The following is a 22,299-nucleotide window of genomic DNA, read 5'->3' as shown; positions in this document are numbered from 1 at the left end:
CAAAAGGAGCACCGTTGAGCAGGTTGCGCTGGCTGACGGCGGGGGAGTCGCACGGCCCCGCACTGGTGGCGACGCTGGAGGGCCTCCCGGCCGGCGTCCCGATCACCACCGATCTGGTGGCGGACGCGCTGGCCAGGCGTCGGCTCGGCTATGGCCGCGGTGCCCGGATGAAGTTCGAGCGGGACGAGGTCACCTTCCTCGGCGGCGTCCGCCACGGCCTCTCGCTGGGCTCGCCCGTCGCCGTGATGGTCGGCAACACCGAGTGGCCCAAGTGGGAACAGGTCATGGCGGCCGACCCGGTGGACGAGGCGGAACTGGCCGACCTGGCCCGCAACGCCCCGCTGACCCGCCCGCGCCCCGGCCACGCCGACCTCGCCGGCATGCAGAAGTACGGCTTCGACGAGGCCCGCCCGATCCTGGAGCGCGCCTCGGCGCGGGAGACCGCCGCCCGTGTCGCGCTCGGCGCGGTGGCCCGCTCCTTCCTCAAGGAGACCGCCGGCATCGAGATCGTCTCGCACGTCGTCGAGCTGGCTGCCGCGAAGGCCCCGTACGGCGTCGTGCCGGTCCCCGCCGACGTCGAGAAGCTGGACGCGGACCCGGTGCGCTGCCTGGACGCGGACGCGAGCAAGGCGATGGTCGCGGAGATCGATCAGGCCCACAAGGACGGCGACACCCTCGGCGGCGTCGTCGAGGTCCTGGCGTACGGCGTGCCCGTCGGCCTCGGCTCGCACGTCCACTGGGACCGGCGGCTGGACGCCCGGCTCGCCGGTGCGCTCATGGGCATCCAGGCGATCAAGGGCGTCGAGGTCGGCGACGGCTTCGACCTGGCGCGGGTACCCGGCTCCCAGGCGCACGACGAGATCGTCGCCACCGCCGACGGCATCCGCCGCTCCTCCGGCCGCTCCGGCGGCACCGAGGGCGGCCTGACCACCGGCGAACTGCTGCGGGTGCGGGCCGCGATGAAGCCCATCGCGACGGTCCCGCGGGCGCTCGCGACGGTCGACGTCACCACCGGCGAGGCGACCAAGGCGCACCACCAGCGCTCGGACGTCTGCGCCGTGCCGGCCGCCGGCATCGTCGCCGAGGCGATGGTGGCGCTGGTCCTGGCGGACGCGGTGGTCGAGAAGTTCGGCGGCGACAGCGTGCCGGAGACCCGCCGCAACGTCCGCGCGTACCTCGACAACCTGGCGATCAAGTGACGCCGCGCGCCGTCCTCGTCGGCCCGCCCGGCGCGGGCAAGTCGACCGTGGGCGCCCTTCTCGCCGAACGGCTCGGCGTCGGCTACCGCGACACCGACGCCGACATCGTCGAGACGGCCGGCAAGCCGATCGCGGAGATCTTCATCGACGAGGGCGAGCCGCACTTCCGCGAGCTGGAGCGGCAGGCGGTCCGCGCCGCCGTCGCCGAGCACACCGGGGTGCTCTCCCTCGGCGGCGGCGCGATCATGGACGACTCGACGCGGGCGCTGCTGCGCGGGCTGCCGGTCGTCTTCCTGGACGTCGCGCTGGCCGACGCGGTCAAGCGGGTCGGCCTGGACGCCCCGCGGCCGCTGCTCGCGGTCAACCCGCGGCAGCGCTGGCGCGAGCTGATGGAGGCCCGCCGCCCCCTGTACACCGAGGTCGCGACCGCCGTGATCACCACCGGCGGCCGCACCCCCGAGGACGTCGCCGAGGCGGTCCTCGACGCACTGGAGTCCGGGCCGGCCGCGGGCGAGGACCCGCGCGCCGCCCGCAGGAAGGAAGAGGCATGACGGAGCAGGCCACCCGTATCCACGTCGGTGGTACGGCGGGCAGCGAACCGTACGACGTGCTCGTCGGGCGGCAGCTGCTCGGGGAGCTGCCCACCCTGATCGGGGACGGGGTCAAGCGCGTCGCCGTGCTGCACCCGGAGGCGCTGGCCGCCACCGGTGAGGCGCTGCGCGAGGACCTGGCGGCCCAGGGCTTCGAGGCCATCGCGATCCAGCTGCCGAACGCCGAGGAGGCCAAGACCGCCGAGGTCGCCGCGTACTGCTGGAAGGCGCTCGGCCAGACCGGCTTCACCCGCAGCGACGTCGTCGTCGGCGTCGGCGGCGGCGCCACCACGGACCTCGCGGGCTTCGTCGCGGCCACCTGGCTGCGCGGGGTGCGCTGGATCGCGGTGCCGACCACCGTCCTGGGCATGGTCGACGCGGCGGTCGGCGGCAAGACCGGCATCAACACCGCCGAGGGCAAGAACCTCGTCGGCGCGTTCCACCCGCCGGCCGGGGTCCTCTGCGACCTCGCGGCGCTGGACTCGCTGCCGGTGCACGACTACGTCTCCGGGCTCGCCGAGGTCATCAAGGCGGGGTTCATCGCCGACCCGGGCATCCTCGACCTGATCGAGGCCGACCCGGAGGCGGCCAAGCGCCCCGACGGGCCGCACACCCAGGAGCTGATCGAGCGGGCGATCCGGGTCAAGGCCGAGGTGGTCTCCGCGGACCTCAAGGAGTCCGGACTGCGGGAGATCCTCAACTACGGCCACACCCTGGCGCACGCCATCGAGAAGAACGAGCGGTACAACTGGCGCCACGGCGCGGCCGTCTCCGTCGGCATGGTCTTCGCCGCCGAACTCGGCCGGATCGCCGGCCGGCTGGACGACGCGACCGCCGACCGGCACCGCGCCGTCCTGGAGTCCGTCGGCCTGCCGCTGACCTACCGCGGCGACCAGTGGCCCAAGCTGCTGGAGACCATGAAGGTCGACAAGAAGTCCCGCGGCGACCGGCTGCGCTTCATCGTCCTGGACGGTCTGGCCCGGCCCACCGTCCTGGAGGGCCCGGACCCGGCGCTGCTGCTCGCCGCGCACGCGGAGATCGCCGCGTGAACGGGCGGAGCGGGAGCACCGCCAAGAGGGGCGCCCCCGGCGCGTGCCGGGCCGGGCGAAGCGAGGGATGGTCATGAGCCGCCGGGTGCTGGTCCTCAACGGCCCCAACCTCGGCCGCCTGGGCTCCCGCGAGCCGGACGTCTACGGCGCCACCTCCTACGCGGGCCTGGTCGAGGAGTGCGCCCGGCTCGGCAAGGAGCTGGGCCTCGCTCCCGAGGTGCGGGAGACCAACGACGAGGGCGAGCTGGTCCGCTGGCTGCACGAGGCCGCGGACGGCGCGATCCCGGTGGTCATCAACCCCGGTGCGTTCACGCACTACTCGTACGCCATGCGGGACGCGGCGGCGCAGCGCACCGCCCCGCTGGTCGAGGTGCACATCTCGAACCCGTACGCCCGCGAGGAGTTCCGCCACAACTCCGTCCTCGCGGCGGTGGCCAGCGGTACGGTCGCCGGTTTCGGCATCGGCTCGTACCGGCTGGCGCTGCGCGCGGTGGCCGAGGAGCTGACCGGCTGACCGCCGCCCGGCCGGTTCCGCACCGCCGCGGACCCGGCCCGGGCCGGGGTGTGTCCGGAAAGTCCCGGCCCGCCCCGAGGAGGCACCTTCCACCGCCCCCGGCCGTTCACACCGTGAGCGCCGGGGGCGGTACCGTTCGTCAGCAGTACCGCACGGACCGCGGCCACGGCGCCGCACCGGCCCGCCCGGCGGCGCCCGGTGTGCCGGCCGGCCGCCCGGCATCCGCGCACCGCACCCAGTCGATCCCATCGATCCCACGAGACGGAGACCACCGGATGCAGTACGCAGTGGGGGCTCCGCTGCCGCCCCGCCACCAGACGCAGGAGCAGGGGGCGACCCTGAGCTGGACCCCCGGCCCCGCCCGCCCCGTCCCGCCGGGCCCGCCGCCGGCCCCGTCCGCACCGCCCACCGGCCCGCATCCGGGCGCCGTACCTCCCGGGACGGGACACCCCGGCGCAGGTCAGCCGGGCGCCGCGCCTCCCGGGACCGGGCATCCGGGCGCCGCGCAGCCGGGGTGGAGCGCCCCGCCGCAGTCCGCGCCGCCCGCCGCGGACACCACGGGCACCGCCGGGTCCACCGGCCACATCCAGCTGCCGCCCGGCGCCCCCGTCGCGCTGCCCAGCCCCCCGCCCGGCACCGCGGCGCCCGACGCCGCGCACACCGCCGTCGCCGTGCTGCTCATAGGCCCGGCCGGGGCGGGCAAGACGAGCGTCGCCCGCCACTGGGCCGACTGCCGCCGGGTGCCCACCGCCCACATCAGCCTCGACGACGTCCGCGAATGGGTGCGCTCCGGCTTCGCCGATCCGCAGCAGGGCTGGAACGACCACTCCGAGGCGCAGTACCGCCTCGCCCGCCGCACCTGCGGCTTCGCCGCCCGCAACTTCCTCGCCAACGGCATCTCCTGCATCCTCGACGACGCCGTCTTCCCCGACCGCCCGGTCGTCGGCCTCGGCGGCTGGAAGCGCCATGTGGGCCCGGGCCTGCTGCCGATCGTGCTGCTGCCCGGCCTGGAGATCGTCCTGGAGCGCAACGCCCGCCGCACCGGCAACCGCCGCCTGACCGACGAGGAAGTGGCCCGGATACACGGCCGGATGGCGGGCTGGTACGGCTCCGGGCTGCCGATCATCGACAACTCCCAGCACGACGTCGCCACCACCGCGCGGATGCTCGACGACGTCCTCGCCCGCAGCCTCGCCTCCCCGCCGAGCTGGTGACGGCCCGGCGGCTCGGGAGGTCCGCGGCGGCCGGTCCGGCCCGGGTACCCCGCCCGGCGGCTCCCGACCGGCCCGCGGGGTGATTCGCCCGTAAGCTCGGGATATGTCCGAGCTGTACGCGGCCCGGCGCACGCGGCTGCGGGACCGCTGCGCGGCGACCGGAAGCACCGCCGCCCTGATCTCGCGCCCCGCCAATGTCCGCTATCTCACCGGGTGCGCGCCCGCCGGCGCCGCACTGCTGCTGGGCCCGGCCGCGGATGTGCTGCTCTGCGGTGCCCCGCTGACCGGCGATCCGTCCGAGGGGCGCCCCGCCGAGGACGTCCGCGTCACGGTGCTGCCCGCCCGCGAGGGCGATCCCGTGGTGGCCGGCGCCGATCTGGCGGCGAAGGCCGGGGCCACCACCCTCGCCGTCGAGGAACATCATCTGACCGTCGCCCGGCACCGGGCGCTCGGCCGTATCGCGCCGCGGCTGCGCCTGGCCGACGTGGCGTGCGCCGTCGAGGCGCAGCGGCTGATCAAGGACGACGACGAGATCTCCTGTCTGCGCATCGCCGCGGAGATCACCGATCAGGCCCTGGGTGAACTGCTGGAATCGATCCTGGTCGGCCGCACCGAACGGCATCTCGCCCTGGAGCTGGAGCGCCGCCTCGTCGACCACGGCGCGGACGGCCCGGCGTTCGCGACCTCGGTGGCGACCGGCCCGCACTCCGGCCGTCCCGGGCATCTGCCCACCGACCGCCGGGTCGAGGAGGGCGACTTCCTCAGCGTCGGCCTCGGCGCGAACTACCGCGGCTACCGCTGCGAGATCGGCCGCACCTTCGTCATCGGCACCACCCCCGCGGACTGGCAGATCGAGCTGTACGACCTTGTCTTCGCAGCCCAGCGGGCCGGCCGGGAGGCGCTGGCGCCGGGCGTGGAGTGCCGCGAAGTGGACCGGGTGACCCGTCATCTGCTGGAATCCGCAGGGCACGGGGAGCGGCTGGGACCGTGGACCGGACACGGTGTGGGGCTCGAAATCGATGAGGACCCTCAGTTGTCGCCTGCGGCCATGGGTAAACTGGACGCTTGCGTGCCGGTCACCGTCGAGCCAGGGGTCCACATCCCGGGCCGTGGGGGTGTCCGGATCGACGACACCCTCGTCGTCCGCCCCGAGGCGGACGGCGGACCCGAGCTACTCACGATCACTACCAAGGAGCTGCTCGCCCTGTGAGCCACCGGGCTCGCTGCGGGCGGTTTCTCGGTACCCACCACCTGCAGTCCAGGAGATTCCGCAACCGTGGCTTCCACGAACGACCTCAAGAACGGCATGGTGCTCAAGCTCGAAGGCGGCCAGCTCTGGTCCGTCGTCGAGTTCCAGCACGTCAAGCCCGGTAAGGGCCCGGCCTTCGTCCGCACCAAGCTCAAGAACGTTCTCTCCGGCAAGGTCGTGGACAAGACCTTCAACGCCGGCGTGAAGGTCGAGACGGCCAACGTCGACAAGCGCGGGATGCAGTTCTCGTACATGGACGGCGACTACTTCGTCTTCATGGACATGGACACCTACGACCAGCTGCACGTCGACCGCAAGGCCGTCGGCGATGCCGCGAACTTCCTCCTCGAGGGCTTCGAGGCCGTGGTGGCGCAGCACGAGGGCGAGGTGCTCTACGTCGAGCTGCCCGCCGCCGTCGAGCTGACCATCAAGCACACCGAGCCCGGCGTCCAGGGCGACCGCTCCACCGGCGGCTCCAAGCCCGCCGAGCTGGAGACCGGCTACTCGATCCAGGTGCCGCTCTTCATCACGACCGGTGAGAAGATCAAGGTCGACACCCGTTCCGGTGAGTACCTCGGCCGGGTGAACAGCTAACCGTGGCCGCCCGTAACAAGGCCCGTAAGCGCGCCTTCCAGATCCTCTTCGAGGCCGATCAGCGCGGGGCCGACGTGCAGTCCGTGCTCGCGGACTGGATGCGGCACGCCCGGACCGACCCGCGGCAGCCGCCGGTCAACGAGTTCACCCTGGAGCTTGTCGAGGGGTACGCGGACCACATCGCCCGCATCGACGAACTGCTCGACACCTACTCCGTCGACTGGCCGCTGGACCGGATGCCGGTCGTCGACCGCAACATCCTCCGGCTCGCCTCGTACGAGCTGATCTGGGTGGACGCGACGCCCGACGCGGTGGTGATCGACGAAGCGGTGCAGCTGGCCAAGGAGTTCTCCACGGACGACTCCCCGGCCTTCGTCAACGGTCTGCTGGGCCGGCTGAAGGATCTGAAGCCGAGCCTGCGGCGCGAGACGCGATAACCGCACGACCCGGGGCTCACCCGGTGGCACCCGTGAAAGGGCCCGGAGCGCACAGCACAGGCGCTCCGGGCCCTTCGCGCCTCCACGGGGCCCTGGCTCGCGAGCCCCGGTCCCGGACGCTCCACGGGCCGCCCGCGGCCCCGGGAGAACGACGAACCGCCGCCCCGGTGCTTCCGGGACGGCGGTTCGTCGTACGTACTGCTGCGGGACGGCTCAGAGGTCGTCGTGGGCGACCGCGCGGCGCGCGTCGGCGTCCAGCACACCCCAGCTGATCAGCTGCTCGGTCAGCACCGAGGGGGACTGGTCGTAGATCACCGCGAGGGTGCGCAGGTCGTCCTGGCGGATCGAGAGGACCTTGCCGTTGTAGTCGCCGCGCTGGCTCTGGATCGTGGCGGCGTAGCGCTGCAGCGGGCCGGCCTTCTCCTGCGGGACGTGGGCGAGGCGCTCCAGGTCCAGCACCAGCTTCGGCGGGGGCTCGGCCGCGCCGCCGGGCGTGGTGCCGGGCAGCAGCTCCTGCACCGGCACGCCGTAGAAGTCCGCAAGCTCGGCGAGGCGCTGCACCGTCACGGCACGGTCACCGCGCTCGTACGAGCCGACGACCACGGCCTTCCAGCGGCCCTGCGACTTCTCCTCGACACCGTGGAGCGAGAGGCCCTGCTGGGTGCGGATGGCGCGGAGCTTGGCCCCGAGCTGTTTGGCGTATTCGCTGGACATAAAGCTCCCCAGACACCTGAATCGAATCGATATGCGGCACCGCCGCGCGGCTGGTAACTCACTGTGAGGTTACGCAGCGTAATCCTCGTTCGTCAAGCCGGGGAAGTCCGCGGGGGCATCCCGGGGCCGCCCGGGGGTTCCCGCGCGGCCCTGCTAGCCTGTACGGCGGTACACCCGACGTCCTTTAAGGTCCGTCCCGTGAGGCGGAGAAGGAGGTCCGTTTCGCATGGACGCAAACCATTCCGACGTACGCGCATCCGCTCAAGGCTCCGGCCTCACCCCGCAGGCGCCCGCGCGCCCGGTGCTCGAAGGCCCCGATATCGCGCGGATGCTGACCCGTATCGCCCACGAGATCGTCGAACGCGCCAAGGGCGCCGACGACGTGGTGCTCCTGGGGATCCCGACCCGCGGCGTCTTCCTCGCCCGGCGGCTCGCCGCCAAGCTGGCGGAGATCACCGGCCGCACCATCCCGGTCGGCTCGCTCGACATCACCATGTACCGCGACGACCTGCGCCTGGGCCCCGCCCGTGCGCTCGCCCGCACCGAGATCCCCGGTGACGGCATCGAGGGCCGCGTCGTCCTCCTCGTCGACGACGTGCTCTTCTCCGGCCGCACCATCCGCGCCGCCCTGGACGCCCTGAACGACATCGGCCGGCCGCGCGCCGTCCAGCTCGCCGTTCTCGTCGACCGCGGCCACCGCGAGCTGCCGATCCGCGCCGACTACGTCGGCAAGAACCTCCCCACGTCGCTGCGGGAGACCGTCAAGGTCCAGCTCGCCGAGGAGGACGGCCGCGACGCCGTGCTGCTCGGCACGCGCTCCGCCGACGACGCCGCGACGACCGAGCGGCCCACCCGGACCGGCGAGCGCTAGCACAGCCATCCCACGGACCCGGCCTGCCCGGGGCCGCAGCGCTGCCTGCCCTCCCGACGGACATACCCGTACGCCTTTCCCACCCACGGAGAAACCGGATGAAGCGTCACCTCATCTCGGCCGCCGACCTCACGCGCGACGACGCCGTCCTGATCCTCGACACCGCCGAGGAGATGGCCCGGGTCGCCGACCGGCCGATCAAGAAACTTCCCACCCTGCGCGGGCGCACCGTCGTCAACCTCTTCTTCGAGGACTCGACCCGGACGCGGATCTCCTTCGAAGCCGCCGCCAAGCGCCTCTCCGCGGACGTCATCAACTTCTCCGCCAAGGGATCGTCGGTCTCCAAGGGGGAATCCCTCAAGGACACCGCCCTCACCCTGGAGGCGATGGGCGCCGACGCCGTCGTCATCCGCCACCACGACTCCGGCGCCCCGCACCGCCTGGCCACCTCCGGCTGGATCGGCGGCTCCGTCGTCAACGCCGGTGACGGCACCCACGAGCACCCCACCCAGGCGCTGCTGGACGCCTTCACCATGCGCCGCCGTCTGGTCGGCGCGGACGCCGGGCTCGGCAAGGACCTCTCCGGGCGCCGCATCACGGTCGTCGGCGACATCCTGCACAGCCGCGTCGCCCGCTCCAACGTCCACCTGCTCACCACGCTCGGCGCCGAGGTCACCCTCGTCGCGCCGCCCACGCTGGTGCCGATCGGCGTGGAGAGCTGGCCCTGCGAGGTGTCCTACGACCTCGACTCCGTCCTCGCGACGTCCGACGCCGTGATGATGCTGCGGGTGCAGCGTGAGCGGATGAACGCCGCCTTCTTCCCGACCGAGCGCGAGTACGCCCGCCGCTACGGGCTGGACGGCGAGCGCATGGCCCGGATGCCCGAGGACGCGATCGTGATGCACCCCGGCCCGATGAACCGCGGCATGGAGATCACCGCCGAGGTCGCCGACTCGCCGCGCTGCACCGCCGTGGAACAGGTCACCAACGGTGTCAGCATCCGGATGGCCGTCCTCTACCTGCTCCTGGGCGGCAACGAACCCGCCCTCACCACCACCGCCCGCACCGAGGAGAGCAAGTAACCATGAGCAAGACCCTGATCCGCGGGGCGAAGATCCTCGGTGGAGAGCCGCAGGACGTGCTGATCGACGGCGAGGTCATCGCCGGGATCGGCACCGGGCTGAGCGCCGAGGGCGCCCGCGTCGTCGAGGCCGGCGGCCAGATCCTGCTGCCGGGCCTCGTCGACCTCCACACCCATCTGCGCGAGCCGGGCCGCGAGGACTCCGAGACCGTGCTGACCGGCACCAAGGCGGCCGCGGCCGGCGGCTTCACCGCCGTCCACGCCATGGCCAACACCTTCCCCGTCGCCGACACCGCTGGTGTCGTCGAGCAGGTCTGGCGCCTGGGCCGGGAGTCCGGCTACTGCGACGTCCAGCCCATCGGCGCCGTCACCGTCGGCCTGGAGGGCAAGAAGCTCGCCGAGCTGGGCGCGATGCACGAGTCCCGCGCCGGGGTGCGGGTCTTCTCCGACGACGGCAAGTGCGTCGACGACGCGGTCATCATGCGCCGCGCCCTGGAGTACGTGAAGGCGTTCGACGGCGTCGTCGCCCAGCACGCCCAGGAGCCGCGGCTCACCGAGGGCGCCCAGATGAACGAGGGCCTGGTCTCCGCCGAGCTGGGCCTGGGCGGCTGGCCGGCCGTCGCCGAGGAGTCGATCATCGCCCGCGACGTGCTGCTCGCCGCGCACGTCGGCTCGCGCGTCCACATCTGCCACCTCTCCACCGCCGGCAGCGTCGAGATCGTCCGCTGGGCCAAGTCCAAGGGCTGGAACGTCACCGCCGAGGTCACCCCGCACCACCTCCTCCTCACCGACGAGCTGGTTCGCAGCTACAACCCGGTCTACAAGGTCAACCCGCCGCTGCGCACCGAGGCCGACGTGCTGGCGCTGCGCGAGGCGCTGGCCGACGGCACCATCGACTGCGTCGCCACCGACCACGCCCCGCACCCCCACGAGGACAAGGACTGCGAGTGGGGCGCGGCCGCCATGGGCATGGTCGGCCTGGAGACCGCGCTCTCCGTCGTCCAGCAGACGATGGTCGACAGCGGGCTGCTGGACTGGGCGGGCGTCGCCGACCGGATGTCGTTCCGCCCGGCGCACATCGGCCGCCTGACCGGCCACGGCCGCCCCGTCTCGGTCGGTGAGCCCGCCAACCTCACGCTGCACGATTCCGCTTACCGTGGAGTGGTGGACCCCGCGGGCTTCGCCTCCCGCAGCCGCAACACCCCCTACGAGGGCCGTGAGCTGCCGGGTCGCGTCACCCACACCTTCCTGCGGGGCCGGGCAACGGTCGTCGACGGGAAGCTGGCGTGACTCCTTACCTCCTCACCTCCGCAGCGGCACAGAAGTCCGCCGAGGTCACCGACTGGGCCGCGCGGATCGGCTGGGTCGTCGGACTCCTGCTGTTCATCGCGCTCGTCTACTGGCTGATGCGCCAGGGCTGGAAGTGGCGCGGCACGCTGCAGAACGGCCTGCCCGCGCTTCCGACCAGCCCCGATGACCTGGGCGAGGCCCTGCTGACGGCGTCCGGCCGCTACCACGGCTCGACCACCGCCGGGCAGTGGCTCGACCGGATCGTCGCGCAGGGTCTGGGCACCCGCAGCCGCGTCGAGCTGACCCTGACCGAGCAGGGCCTGGACGTCGTCCGGCCCGGCGCCTCCGACTTCTTCGTCCCGGTGGATGCCCTGCGCGGCGCCCGCCTCGACAAGGGCATCGCCGGCAAGGTCCTCCCCGAGGGCGGTCTGCTGATCGTCACCTGGACGCACGGCGGCACGGAGATCGATTCCGGTTTCCGCTCCGACCGGGCCGCCGACCACCCCTCCTGGGTCGAAGCGATCAACCGCCTCAGCCCCCACCACTCCACCAGCACCACCGAGCACACCGAAACGGAAGGCGCACGATGACGACCTCCACCAGGGGGATCAAAATCCCCGCCGTACTCGTCCTGGAGGACGGCCGCAGCTTCCGCGGTCGCGCCTACGGGGCCGTGGGGGAGACCTTCGGCGAAGCGGTGTTCTCCACCGGCATGACCGGCTACCAGGAGACGCTGACCGACCCCTCGTACCACCGCCAGGTCGTCGTCATGACCGCCCCGCACGTCGGCAACACCGGCGTCAACGACGAGGACGACGAGTCGCAGCGCATCTGGGTGGCGGGCTACGTCGTCCGCGACCCCGCCCGGGTGCCGTCCAACTGGCGCGCCAAGCGCTCCCTGGACGAGCAGCTCGTCGCCCAGGGCGTCGTCGGCATCAGCGGCATCGACACCCGCGCCCTCACCCGCCACCTGCGCGAGCGCGGTGCGATGCGGGTCGGCATCTTCTCCGGCGACGCGCTGCCCGACGAGGGCACCATGCTCGCCAAGGTCCGCCAGGCGCCCGAGATGGCCGGCGCCGACCTCAGCGCCCAGGTCGCCACCAAGGAGGCGTACGTCGTCCCGGCGGTCGGCGAGAAGCGCTTCACGGTCGCCGCCGTCGACCTCGGCATCAAGGGCATGACCCCGCAGCGGATGGCCGAGCGCGGCATCGAGGTGCACGTGCTGCCCGCCACCGCCACCGCCGAGGACGTGTACGCGGTGAACCCCGACGGCGTGTTCTTCTCCAACGGCCCGGGCGACCCGGCCACCGCCGACGGCCCCGTCGCCGTCATGCGGGAGGTCCTGAAGCGGAAGACGCCGCTGTTCGGCATCTGCTTCGGCAACCAGATCCTCGGCCGCGCCCTCGGCTTCGGCACCTTCAAGCTGAAGTACGGCCACCGCGGCATCAACCAGCCCGTCCAGGACCGCACGACGGGCAAGGTCGAGGTCACCGCGCACAACCACGGCTTCGCCGTCGACGCGCCGCTCGACAAGGTCTCCGACACGCCCTACGGCCGCGCCGAGGTCACCCACGTCTGCCTGAACGACAACGTCGTGGAGGGCCTGCACCTCCTCGACCAGCCGGCGTTCTCCGTCCAGTACCACCCCGAAGCCGCCGCGGGCCCGCACGACGCGGCGTACCTGTTCGACCGCTTCGTCTCGCTCATGGAGGGCCAGCGTGCCTAAGCGCACCGATATCCAGTCCGTCCTGGTCATCGGCTCCGGCCCGATCGTGATCGGTCAGGCAGCCGAGTTCGACTACTCCGGCACCCAGGCGTGCCGGGTCCTCAAGTCCGAGGGCCTGCGCGTCATCCTCGTCAACTCCAACCCCGCCACGATCATGACGGACCCGGAGATCGCCGACGCCACCTACGTCGAGCCGATCACCCCGGAGTTCGTCGAGAAGATCATCGCGAAGGAGCGCCCGGACGCGCTGCTGCCGACGCTCGGCGGGCAGACGGCCCTCAACACCGCGATCTCCCTCCACGAGGCCGGCACGCTCGACAAGTACAACGTCGAGCTGATCGGCGCCAACGTCGAGGCGATCAACAAGGGCGAGGACCGCGACCTCTTCAAGGAGGTCGTCGAGGCGGTCAACCGCAAGATCGGCCACGGCGAGTCCGCGCGCTCGTACATCTGCCACTCCATGGACGACGTCCTGGCGGGCGTCGACGAGCTGGGCGGCTACCCCGTCGTCGTCCGCCCCTCCTTCACCATGGGCGGCGCCGGCTCCGGCTTCGCCCACGACGAGGAGGAGCTGCGCCGCATCGCCGGTCAGGGCCTCACGCTCTCCCCGACCACCGAGGTGCTCCTGGAGGAGTCCATCCTCGGCTGGAAGGAGTACGAGCTGGAGCTGATGCGCGACAAGAACGACAACGTCGTGGTCGTCTGCTCCATCGAGAACTTCGACCCGATGGGCGTGCACACCGGCGACTCGATCACCGTCGCCCCGGCGATGACGCTGACCGACCGCGAATACCAGATCCTGCGCGACATCGGCATCGCCGTGATCCGCGAGGTCGGCGTGGACACCGGCGGCTGCAACATCCAGTTCGCGGTCAACCCCGAGGACGGCCGGGTCATCGTCATCGAGATGAACCCGCGCGTCTCGCGCTCCTCGGCGCTAGCCTCCAAGGCCACCGGCTTCCCGATCGCGAAGATCGCCGCGCGCCTGGCCGTCGGCTACACGCTGGACGAGATCCCCAACGACATCACCGAGGAGACCCCGGCGTCCTTCGAGCCCACGCTCGACTACGTCGTCGTCAAGGTCCCCCGCTTCGCGTTCGAGAAGTTCCCCGCCGCGGACGCCACCCTCACCACCACCATGAAGTCGGTGGGCGAGGCGATGGCGCTGGGCCGCAACTTCACCGAGGCGCTGCAGAAGGCGCTGCGCTCGCTGGAGAAGAAGGGCAGCCAGTTCGCCTTCACCGGTGAGCCGGGCGACAAGGCCGAGCTGCTGGTCAAGGCCCAGGTCCCGACCGACGGCCGGATCAACACCGTCATGCAGGCGATCCGCGCGGGCGCCACGCCCGAGGAGGTCTTCGACGCCACCAAGATCGACCCGTGGTTCGTCGACCAGCTCTTCCTGCTCAAGGAGGTGGCGGACGAGATCGCCGCCGCCGACCAGCTGGACGCCGGGACACTGACCGAGGCAAAGCGCCACGGCTTCTCCGACGCCCAGATCGCCGGCATCCGCGACCTGCGCGAGGACGTCGTCCGCGAGGTCCGCCACGCCCTCGGCATCCGCCCGGTCTACAAGACGGTCGACACCTGCGCCGCCGAGTTCGCCGCGAAGACCCCGTACTTCTACTCCTCCTACGACGAGGAGAGCGAGGTCGCCCCGCGCGAGAAGCCCGCGGTGATCATCCTGGGCTCCGGCCCCAACCGCATCGGCCAGGGCATCGAGTTCGACTACTCCTGCGTCCACGCCTCCTTCGCGCTCAGCGACGCGGGCTACGAGACCGTGATGGTCAACTGCAACCCGGAGACCGTCTCCACCGACTACGACACCTCCGACCGGCTCTACTTCGAGCCGCTGACGCTGGAGGACGTGCTGGAGATCGTCCACGCCGAGCAGCAGGCCGGACCGGTCGCCGGCGTCATCGTCCAGCTCGGCGGCCAGACCCCGCTGGGCCTGGCGCAGGCGCTCAAGGACAACGGCGTGCCGATCGTCGGCACCTCCCCGGAGGCCATCGACCTCGCGGAGGAGCGCGGCGCGTTCGGCCGGGTCCTGACCGAGGCGGGGCTGCCCGCCCCCAAGTACGGCACCGCCTTCTCCTTCGACCAGGCGAAGACCATCGCCGCGGAGATCGGCTACCCGGTCATGGTCCGCCCCTCCTACGTGCTGGGCGGCCGCGGCATGGAGATCGTCTACGACGAGCCGTCGCTCGGCGAGTACCTCACCCGCCACGCCGGTCTCATCGACCGCCACCCGGTCCTCATCGACCGGTTCCTGGACGACGCCATCGAGATCGACGTCGACGCCCTCTACGACGGCACCGAGCTGTACCTCGGCGGCGTCATGGAGCACATCGAGGAGGCCGGTATCCACTCCGGCGACTCCGCCTGCGCCCTGCCGCCCATCACCCTCGGCGGCCACGACATCAAGCGGCTGCGCGCCTCCACCGAGGCCATCGCCAAGGGCGTCGGGGTCCGCGGACTGATCAACATCCAGTTCGCGATGGCCGGCGACATCCTCTACGTCCTGGAGGCCAACCCCCGCGCCTCGCGCACCGTGCCCTTCACCTCGAAGGCCACCGCGGTGCCGCTGGCGAAGGCCGCCGCCCGGATCTCGCTCGGCGCCACCGTCGCCGAGCTGCGGGCCGAGGGCATGCTGCCCAAGACCGGCGACGGCGGCACGCTGCCGCTCGACTCGCCGATCTCCGTCAAGGAAGCCGTCATGCCCTGGTCCCGCTTCCGGGACGCCTCCGGGCGCGGCGTGGACACCGTCCTCGGCCCGGAGATGCGCTCCACCGGCGAGGTCATGGGCATCGACTCGGTCTTCGGCACCGCCTACGCCAAGTCGCAGTCCGGTGCGTACGGCGCGCTGCCCACCAAGGGCCGGGCGTTCGTCTCCGTCGCCAACCGGGACAAGCGGTCGATGATCTTCCCCGCCCGGGAGCTGGTCGCCCACGGCTTCGAGCTGCTCGCCACCTCCGGCACCGCCGAGGTGCTGCGCCGCAACGGCATCGGCGCCACCGTGGTCCGCAAGCACTCCGAGGGCGAGGGCCCGAACGGCGAGAAGACGATCGTCCAGCTGATCCACGACGGCGACGTCGACCTCATCGTCAACACCCCCTACGGGACCGGCGGCCGCCTCGACGGCTACGACATCCGCACCGCGGCGGTCTCCCGGGGCGTGCCGTGCCTGACCACCGTCCAGGCGCTCGCCGCCGCCGTCCAGGGCATCGAGGCGATGTCCCGCGGCGACGTCGGGGTCCGCTCCCTCCAGGAGCACGCGGAGCACCTGACCGCCGCCCGCGACTGACGAGGGGCCCACGAGGGGGACACCGCACACCGGTGTCCCCCTCGTCATGACCGCCGCCGCTCCGGAGCCCCACGAGGACACCACCATGTACCGCACGTTCTTCCACCTGATCTTCAAGCGCATGGATCCCGAGAAGGCCCACCACCTGGCCTTCGGCTGGATCCGGGCCGCCGCCCGCACGCCCGTCCTGCGGACCTTCGTCGCGGCGGCGCTCGCGCCCCGCCACAAGGAGCTGCGCACCGAGGCGCTCGGCCGCCGGATGCACGGGCCGTTCGGCCTCGCCGCCGGCTTCGACAAGAACGCCACCGCCATCGACGGCATGGCGATGCTCGGCTTCGACCACGTCGAGATCGGCACCGTCACCGCGCAGCCGCAGCCCGGCAACCCCAGGAAGCGCCTCTTCCGGCTCGTCCCGGACCGCGCGCTGATCAACCGCATGGGCTTCAACAACGACGGCTCGGCCGCCGTCGCGGACCGCCTCGCCGCCCGCACCCCGGTCTTCCCGACCACCCTCGGCGTCAACATCGGCAAGACCAAGGTGGTCCCCGAGGAGGAGGCGGTCGGCGACTACGTCACCTCCACCGAGCGCCTCGCCGCCCACGCCGACTACCTCGTCGTCAACGTCTCGTCCCCGAACACGCCGGGGCTGCGCAACCTCCAGGCGGTCGACCACCTCCGCCCGCTGCTGACCGCCGTCCGCGAGGCCGCCGACCGCACGGTCACCGACCGCCGCGTCCCGCTGCTGGTCAAGATCGCCCCGGACCTCGCCGACGCGGACATCGACGCCGTCGCCGACCTCGCCCTCGAACTGGGCCTGGACGGCATCATCGCCACCAACACCACCATCGCCCGCGACCCGGCCCTCAAGTCCGACCCGGCGCTGATCAACGAGGCCGGCGGCCTGTCCGGCGCGCCGGTGAAGGACCGCTCCCTGGAGGTGCTGCGCCGCCTCTACGCCCGCGTCGGCGACCGCATCACCCTCGTCGGCGTCGGCGGCATCACCACCGCCGAGGACGCCTGGCAGCGCATCCTCGCCGGCGCCACCCTGATCCAGGGCTACAGCGCCTTCATCTACGAGGGCCCCTTCTGGTGCCGCGCGCTCCACAAGGGGCTCGCCGCCCGGCTGCGCGACAGCCCCTACGCCACCCTCGCCGACGCGGTCGGCGCCGAGCACAAGCAGGTGACCGCATGACCCAGGACACCCTCCCCTTCGGCGCGCGCCTGCGCCGCGCCATGGACGAGCGCGGCCCGCTCTGCGTCGGGATCGACCCGCACGCCTCCCTCCTCGCCGACTGGGGCCTGAACGACGACGTCGCAGGTCTCGCCCGCTTCACCCGCACCGTCGTCGAGGCGCTCGGCGACCGCGTCGCGGTCCTCAAGCCGCAGTCCGCGTTCTTCGAGCGCTTCGGCTCGCGCGGCCTCGCCGTCCTGGAGACCGCCGTCACCGAGGCGCGCGAGCGCGGCGCGCTCGTCCTGATGGACGCCAAGCGCGGCGACATCGGTTCCACCATGGCCGCCTACGCCGCCACCTACCTCGACCCGGCCTCGCCGCTCTTCTCGGACGCGGTCACGGTCAGCCCGTACCTCGGCTACGGCTCGCTGCGCCCGGCCCTCGACCTCGCCGCCACCCACGGCTGCGGCGTCTTCGCCCTGGCGCTGACCTCCAACCCGGAGGGCGCGGAGTTCCAGCGGGCGGTGCGGGAGGACGGCCGGAGCGTCGCCGCCACCGTCCTGGGCCACCTCGCCGAGGAGAACGCCACGGCCGAGGGCCTGGGCTCGTACGGCGCGGTCGTCGGCGCGACCCTCGGCGATCTCTCCGCCTTCGATCTGGCGATCAACGGCCCGCTGCTGGCGCCCGGCATCGGCGCCCAGGGGGCGACCCCCGCCGACCTGCCCACCGTCTTCGGGGACGCGGTCCGCAACGTGCTGCCGAGCGTCAGCCGGGGCGTGCTGCGGCACGGTCCGGACGCCGGCGCGCTGCGGGCTGCGGCGGCCCGGTGCGCCGACGAGGTGCGGGCCGCAATCGATCAGCAGGAGGCCCGGCAGTAGGTTTAGTCCCGATTTGTCCTGGTCAGCAGAGTCTGACCAGGACTTTTCGTCTGTTCTCGCTGACTCCAGCGCTGTCGGCCGCTAGTCTCCGACGAGAGCACCGCACGTAAGAGCGTTGCTCGTTGCTCCGCCCGTGCGGGGCGACTAGGTTCCACACCGGTCCGTATCCGACAGTTCTACATCCGAGGTGACGTAGGCGTGGCTCTTCCGCCCCTTACCCCTGAACAGCGCGCAGCTGCGCTTGAGAAGGCCGCCGCGGCTCGCCGGGAGCGCGCAGAGGTCAAGAATCGGCTCAAAAACTCCGGCGTCACCCTCCACGAGGTCATCAAGCAGGGCCAGGAGAACGAGGTCATCGGCAAGATGAAGGTCTCCGCACTCCTCGAATCGCTGCCCGGCGTGGGCAAGGTCCGCGCCAAGCAGCTCATGGAGCGCCTGGGTATTTCCGAGAGCCGCCGCGTGCGCGGCCTGGGGTCCAACCAGATCGCCGCTCTGGAGCGGGAGTTCAGCCCCTCGGCTTCCTGAGTTTTCCGGCACAGCCCGGAAGCTGGAATAATCGCTGCATGGCTGCAACATCCCGGGGGACGACCCCCGTGCCCCCGGACGCTCGTCCGCGACTGACCGTGCTCTCCGGCCCCTCGGGGGTCGGCAAGAGCACGGTCGTCGCCCATCTGCGCAAGGTGCACCCCGAGGTCTGGCTCTCGGTTTCCGCGACGACCCGTAAGCCCCGGCCCGGAGAACAGCACGGCGTTCAGTACTTCTTCGTCGACGACGAGGAATTCGACAAGATGATCGCCAACGGTGAACTCCTGGAATGGGCGGAATTCGCGGGCAATCGCTACGGAACCCCGCGCCGCGCGGTGCTCGACCGGCTGGAGTCCGGTGAGCCCGTTCTGCTGGAAATCGATCTCCAGGGCGCCCGCCAGGTGCGCGAATCGATGGCGGAGGCACAGCTCGTCTTTCTCGCCCCGCCGAGCTGGGACGAGCTGGTCCGCCGCCTCACCGGCCGCGGTACCGAGGCTCCCGACGTGATCGAACGCCGGCTGGACGCCGCGCGTATCGAGCTGGCCGCGGAGAAGGAATTCGATGTGACGCTCGTCAACACCTCCGTCGAGGGCGTCAGTCGTGAGCTGCTAGCCTTGATGCTGCGGCGTAATGGGGACGGAAAGACCGCAGGCTGACACCGCGGATCTCCCCGGCCCCCGCCAGAGTTTTTGCTTCACCACCGGCTTCACACCCCTTCGGAAGGCAGAGAGTGTCCTCTTCCATCACCGCGCCCGAGGGCATCATCAACCCGCCGATTGATGAGCTCCTTGAGGCCACCGACTCGAAGTACAGCCTCGTGATCTACGCGGCGAAGCGTGCGCGCCAGATCAACGCGTACTACTCGCAGCTCGGCGAGGGCCTGCTCGAGTACGTCGGCCCGCTCGTCGACACCCACGTCCACGAGAAGCCCCTGTCGATCGCGCTCCGCGAGATCAACGCGGGCCTGCTGACCTCCGAGGCCATCGAGGGCCCCGCACAGTAAGCACCGCACCACCACGAAGGGCCCGGCAGCGCGACTGCCGGGCCCTTGGTGTGTCATAGGGGCACACCCGCCGCGGGCGGACGGCATCCGGCCGCCGCCACGGGGCGATCCGGACCTAGCTCGGGGAGCAGCGAAGCGATGGACAAGCAGGAGCGTGCGACGCCCAAGGTCGTGCTGGGGGTCAGCGGTGGCATCGCCGCGTACAAGGCCTGTGAGCTGCTGCGGCGGCTGACCGAGTCGGGCCACGACGTGCGGGTCGTGCCGACCGCCGCCAGCCTGCACTTCATCGGCGAGGCCACCTGGTCGGCGCTGTCCGGCAACCCGGCCACCACCGAGGTCTGGGAGTCCGTCCACGAGGTCCCGCACGTCCGCATCGGGCAGGGCGCCGATCTCGTGGTGGTCGCGCCCGCCACCGCCGACATGCTGGCCAAGGCGGCCCACGGCATCGCCGACGACCTGCTGACCAACACCCTGCTCACCGCGCGCTGCCCGGTGGTCTTCGCGCCCGCGATGCACACCGAGATGTGGGAGAACCCCGCGACCCAGGAGAACGTCGCCACGCTGCGGCGCCGCGGTGCGCTCGTCATCGAGCCCGCCGTCGGGCGCCTCACCGGCGTCGACACCGGCAAGGGCCGCTTCCCCGACCCGGTGGAGATCTTCGAGCTGTGCCGCCGGGTGCTGGCCCGGGGCCCGCGCGCGGCCACCGCGGATCTGGCCGGGCGGCATGTCGTCGTCACCGCGGGCGGCACCCGCGAGCCGCTGGACCCGGTCCGCTATCTGGGCAACCGCTCCTCGGGGCGGCAGGGCTACGCGCTCGCCGCGACGGCCGCCGCGCGCGGTGCGCGGGTCACGCTGGTCGCGGGCAACACCGAGCTGCCGGACCCGGCGGGGGTGGACGTCGTCCGGATCGGCACCGCCGTACAGCTCCGGGAGGCCGTGCTGGCGGCGGCACGGGACGCCGACGCGGTGGTAATGGCCGCGGCAGTGGCCGATTTCCGGCCGGCCGCGTACGCCACCGGCAAGATCAAGAAGAAGGACGGACAGGAGCCGGAACCGGTCACCCTGGTCCGCAATCCGGACATCCTCGCCGAGCTGTCCGCCGACCGGCCCAACCCCGGCCAGATCGTTGTCGGATTCGCCGCCGAGACCGACGACGTCCTCGCCAACGGCCGCGCCAAACTCGCCCGCAAGGGCTGTGACCTGCTGGTCGTCAATGAAGTGGGGGAGCACAAGACCTTCGGGTCGGCGGAGAACGAAGCCGTGATCCTCGCCACGGACGGTTCCGAGACGCCGGTGCCGCACGGACCGAAGGAAGCGCTGGCAGACACGGTGTGGGACCTCGTCGCGGGCCGGTTCCCGGCCGCCGCCGACGGCGTCTGAGACGCCCGCCGCACCGGCCCCGCGGGCCCGCGCCACCGCGCCGGGCCCTCTTGACCAGCGGGGCCGTACGGCTGATCGTCCCTCTGTGAGCCGTGGTGTGCCAGGTCACCACGGATCCACAAAACGAGACTGAGTGTCCGAACCTCGCACACGACCGATAAACTGGCCAGCGGATCGGGCCGAGCGCAGCTCTCGAGCCCCTCCGCCAAATGATCAGCCAGCAGCCGCTGCAACCCCAGGGAGCGATGTGTCCCGCCGCCTCTTCACCTCGGAGTCCGTCACCGAGGGCCACCCCGACAAGATCGCTGACCAGATCAGCGACACGATTCTCGACGCCCTCCTCAAGGAGGACCCCACCTCCCGGGTCGCCGTCGAGACGTTGATCACCACCGGCCTGGTCCATGTGGCCGGCGAGGTGACGACGAAGGCGTACGCCGACATCCCCAGCCTTGTGCGCAACAAGATCCTCGACATCGGCTACGACTCGTCGAAGAAGGGCTTCGACGGCGCCTCCTGCGGCGTCTCGGTCTCCATCGGCGCGCAGTCCCCGGACATCGCGCAGGGCGTCGACACCGCGTACGAGACCCGGGTCGAAGGCGATGAGGACGAGCTGGACAAGCAGGGCGCGGGCGACCAGGGCCTGATGTTCGGCTTCGCCTGCGACGAGACGCCGGAGCTGCTCCCGCTGCCGATCTTCCTCGCGCACCGGCTCTCCCGCCGCCTGTCCGAGGTCCGCAAGAACGGCACGATCCCCTACCTGCGCCCCGACGGAAAGACCCAGGTCACCATCGAGTACGACGGCCACAAGGCCGTCCGCCTCGACACCGTCGTGGTCTCCTCGCAGCACGCCAGCGACATCGACCTCGACTCGCTGCTCGCGCCCGACATCCGTGAGTTCGTCGTGGAGCACGTGCTCAAGGAGCTGGTCGAGGACGGCATCAAGCTGGACACCGATGGCTACCGTCTGCTGGTGAACCCGACCGGCCGTTTCGAGATCGGCGGCCCGATGGGTGACGCCGGGCTGACCGGCCGCAAGATCATCATCGACACGTACGGCGGTATGGCCCGCCACGGCGGCGGCGCCTTCTCCGGCAAGGACCCGTCGAAGGTGGACCGCTCCGCGGCGTACGCGATGCGCTGGGTGGCCAAGAACGTCGTCGCGGCGGGTCTCGCCTCCCGTTGCGAGGTTCAGGTGGCGTACGCCATCGGCAAGGCCGAGCCGGTCGGTCTCTTCGTCGAGACCTTCGGTACCGCCGCCGTCGACACCGACAAGATCGAGCAGGCCATCGGCGAGGTCTTCGACCTCCGCCCCGCCGCGATCATCCGCGACCTGGACCTGCTCCGCCCGATCTACGCGGAGACCGCGGCGTACGGCCACTTCGGCCGCGCGGACGCCGACTTCACCTGGGAGCGCACCGACCGCGTCGACGCGCTCCGCAAGGCGGCGGGTCTCTAGAACCTCCCGTCCGGTCCGCCCGGACAACCGAACGGCCCCGCACCGGATGCTCCCGGTGCG

The 22,299-nt window shown here is 71.9% G+C and carries 22 protein-coding genes; 21 read left to right on the top strand and 1 reads right to left on the bottom strand.

Going from position 1 to position 22,299, the window contains the following annotated elements; all coding sequences use genetic code 11:
* Positions 1-14: 14 nt before the first annotated feature.
* The 8 genes from aroC (at position 15) to nusB (ending at position 6,846) form a co-directional block, all read left to right on the top strand.
* Complete coding sequence (gene aroC, locus ABT345_RS24810) at positions 15-1,199, top strand: chorismate synthase (protein WP_345091820.1); 1,185 nt, start codon at positions 15-17, stop codon at positions 1,197-1,199.
* A complete protein-coding gene (locus ABT345_RS24805; protein ID WP_345091816.1) occupies positions 1,196-1,750 on the top strand; it encodes a shikimate kinase in 555 nt (184 codons plus the stop codon). The genes aroC and ABT345_RS24805 overlap by 4 nt, the downstream gene beginning before the upstream one ends.
* Positions 1,747-2,838: a 3-dehydroquinate synthase gene (gene aroB, locus ABT345_RS24800; protein ID WP_345091813.1), complete on the top strand. Its 1,092-nt coding sequence runs from the start codon at positions 1,747-1,749 to the stop codon at positions 2,836-2,838. The genes ABT345_RS24805 and aroB overlap by 4 nt, the downstream gene beginning before the upstream one ends.
* Before the next feature lie 73 nt (positions 2,839-2,911).
* The gene (gene aroQ / locus ABT345_RS24795) at positions 2,912-3,352 is read left to right on the top strand and encodes a type II 3-dehydroquinate dehydratase (RefSeq protein WP_345091810.1); all 441 of its coding nucleotides are present in this window, start codon (positions 2,912-2,914) and stop codon (positions 3,350-3,352) included.
* Between the two features lie 275 nt (positions 3,353-3,627).
* Positions 3,628-4,566 (top strand): AAA family ATPase, encoded by a 939-nt coding sequence (locus ABT345_RS24790; RefSeq protein WP_345091807.1) that lies wholly within the window; start codon positions 3,628-3,630, stop codon positions 4,564-4,566.
* Between the two features lie 103 nt (positions 4,567-4,669).
* Entirely contained in the window at positions 4,670-5,776 is a 1,107-nt protein-coding gene (locus ABT345_RS24785) for an aminopeptidase P family protein (RefSeq protein WP_345091804.1), read from the top strand.
* A 66-nt stretch (positions 5,777-5,842) separates the two neighbouring features.
* A complete protein-coding gene (efp, locus tag ABT345_RS24780; protein ID WP_345091801.1) occupies positions 5,843-6,409 on the top strand; it encodes an elongation factor P in 567 nt (188 codons plus the stop codon).
* Positions 6,410-6,411: 2 nt separating this feature from the next.
* Positions 6,412-6,846 carry a transcription antitermination factor NusB gene (gene nusB / locus ABT345_RS24775; RefSeq protein ID WP_345091798.1) on the top strand — a complete coding sequence of 145 codons (435 nt, stop codon included), beginning with the start codon at positions 6,412-6,414 and terminating at the stop codon, positions 6,844-6,846.
* 213 nt (positions 6,847-7,059) lie between these two features.
* Here nusB and bldD read toward each other — a convergent pair whose 3' ends face one another.
* Positions 7,060-7,560: a transcriptional regulator BldD gene (gene bldD / locus ABT345_RS24770; protein WP_030278578.1), complete on the bottom strand. Its 501-nt coding sequence runs from the start codon at positions 7,558-7,560 to the stop codon at positions 7,060-7,062.
* 328 nt (positions 7,561-7,888) lie between these two features.
* Between bldD and pyrR the strand changes: the two genes are divergently transcribed.
* The 13 genes from pyrR (at position 7,889) to metK (ending at position 22,239) form a co-directional block, all read left to right on the top strand.
* Entirely contained in the window at positions 7,889-8,431 is a 543-nt protein-coding gene (gene pyrR / locus ABT345_RS24765) for a bifunctional pyr operon transcriptional regulator/uracil phosphoribosyltransferase PyrR (protein ID WP_386459905.1), read from the top strand.
* 98 nt (positions 8,432-8,529) lie between these two features.
* Entirely contained in the window at positions 8,530-9,513 is a 984-nt protein-coding gene (locus ABT345_RS24760; protein WP_345091792.1) for an aspartate carbamoyltransferase catalytic subunit, read from the top strand.
* A gap of 2 nt (positions 9,514-9,515) precedes the next feature.
* Complete coding sequence (locus ABT345_RS24755; protein WP_345091790.1) at positions 9,516-10,802, top strand: dihydroorotase; 1,287 nt, start codon at positions 9,516-9,518, stop codon at positions 10,800-10,802.
* Positions 10,799-11,392 carry a PH-like domain-containing protein gene (locus ABT345_RS24750; RefSeq protein WP_345091787.1) on the top strand — a complete coding sequence of 198 codons (594 nt, stop codon included), beginning with the start codon at positions 10,799-10,801 and terminating at the stop codon, positions 11,390-11,392. The genes ABT345_RS24755 and ABT345_RS24750 overlap by 4 nt, the downstream gene beginning before the upstream one ends.
* Positions 11,389-12,528 (top strand): glutamine-hydrolyzing carbamoyl-phosphate synthase small subunit, encoded by a 1,140-nt coding sequence (gene carA, locus ABT345_RS24745; RefSeq protein ID WP_345091784.1) that lies wholly within the window; start codon positions 11,389-11,391, stop codon positions 12,526-12,528. Before ABT345_RS24750 ends, carA begins: the two co-directional genes overlap by 4 nt.
* The gene (gene carB / locus ABT345_RS24740) at positions 12,521-15,829 is read left to right on the top strand and encodes a carbamoyl-phosphate synthase large subunit (protein ID WP_345091781.1); all 3,309 of its coding nucleotides are present in this window, start codon (positions 12,521-12,523) and stop codon (positions 15,827-15,829) included. Before carA ends, carB begins: the two co-directional genes overlap by 8 nt.
* An 85-nt stretch (positions 15,830-15,914) precedes the next feature.
* Complete coding sequence (locus ABT345_RS24735; protein WP_345092216.1) at positions 15,915-17,021, top strand: quinone-dependent dihydroorotate dehydrogenase; 1,107 nt, start codon at positions 15,915-15,917, stop codon at positions 17,019-17,021.
* Positions 17,018-17,878, top strand: a complete 861-nt coding sequence (gene pyrF / locus ABT345_RS24730) for an orotidine-5'-phosphate decarboxylase (RefSeq protein WP_345091778.1) — start codon at positions 17,018-17,020, stop codon at positions 17,876-17,878. The genes ABT345_RS24735 and pyrF overlap by 4 nt, the downstream gene beginning before the upstream one ends.
* 198 nt (positions 17,879-18,076) lie before the next feature.
* A complete protein-coding gene (gene mihF / locus ABT345_RS24725) occupies positions 18,077-18,400 on the top strand; it encodes an integration host factor, actinobacterial type (RefSeq protein ID WP_345091776.1) in 324 nt (107 codons plus the stop codon).
* Between the two features lie 38 nt (positions 18,401-18,438).
* Positions 18,439-19,056, top strand: coding sequence for a guanylate kinase (gmk, locus tag ABT345_RS24720; RefSeq protein WP_345091774.1), 618 nt, complete (start codon positions 18,439-18,441; stop codon positions 19,054-19,056).
* 74 nt (positions 19,057-19,130) lie between these two features.
* Positions 19,131-19,403: a DNA-directed RNA polymerase subunit omega gene (gene rpoZ, locus ABT345_RS24715; RefSeq protein ID WP_005319902.1), complete on the top strand. Its 273-nt coding sequence runs from the start codon at positions 19,131-19,133 to the stop codon at positions 19,401-19,403.
* Positions 19,404-19,541: 138 nt separating this feature from the next.
* Entirely contained in the window at positions 19,542-20,783 is a 1,242-nt protein-coding gene (coaBC, locus tag ABT345_RS24710) for a bifunctional phosphopantothenoylcysteine decarboxylase/phosphopantothenate--cysteine ligase CoaBC (protein WP_345091771.1), read from the top strand.
* Positions 20,784-21,030: 247 nt separating this feature from the next.
* Positions 21,031-22,239 (top strand): methionine adenosyltransferase, encoded by a 1,209-nt coding sequence (metK, locus tag ABT345_RS24705; RefSeq protein WP_345091769.1) that lies wholly within the window; start codon positions 21,031-21,033, stop codon positions 22,237-22,239.
* Positions 22,240-22,299: the final 60 nt, after the last annotated feature.

This window comes from Streptomyces sp. NPDC000404, from assembly GCF_040300365.1.
Classification (GTDB): domain Bacteria; phylum Actinomycetota; class Actinomycetes; order Streptomycetales; family Streptomycetaceae; genus Streptomyces; species Streptomyces ramulosus.
The sequence above is the reverse complement of the archived record's forward strand: the minus strand, read 5'-3'. Positions and strand labels throughout refer to the sequence as shown.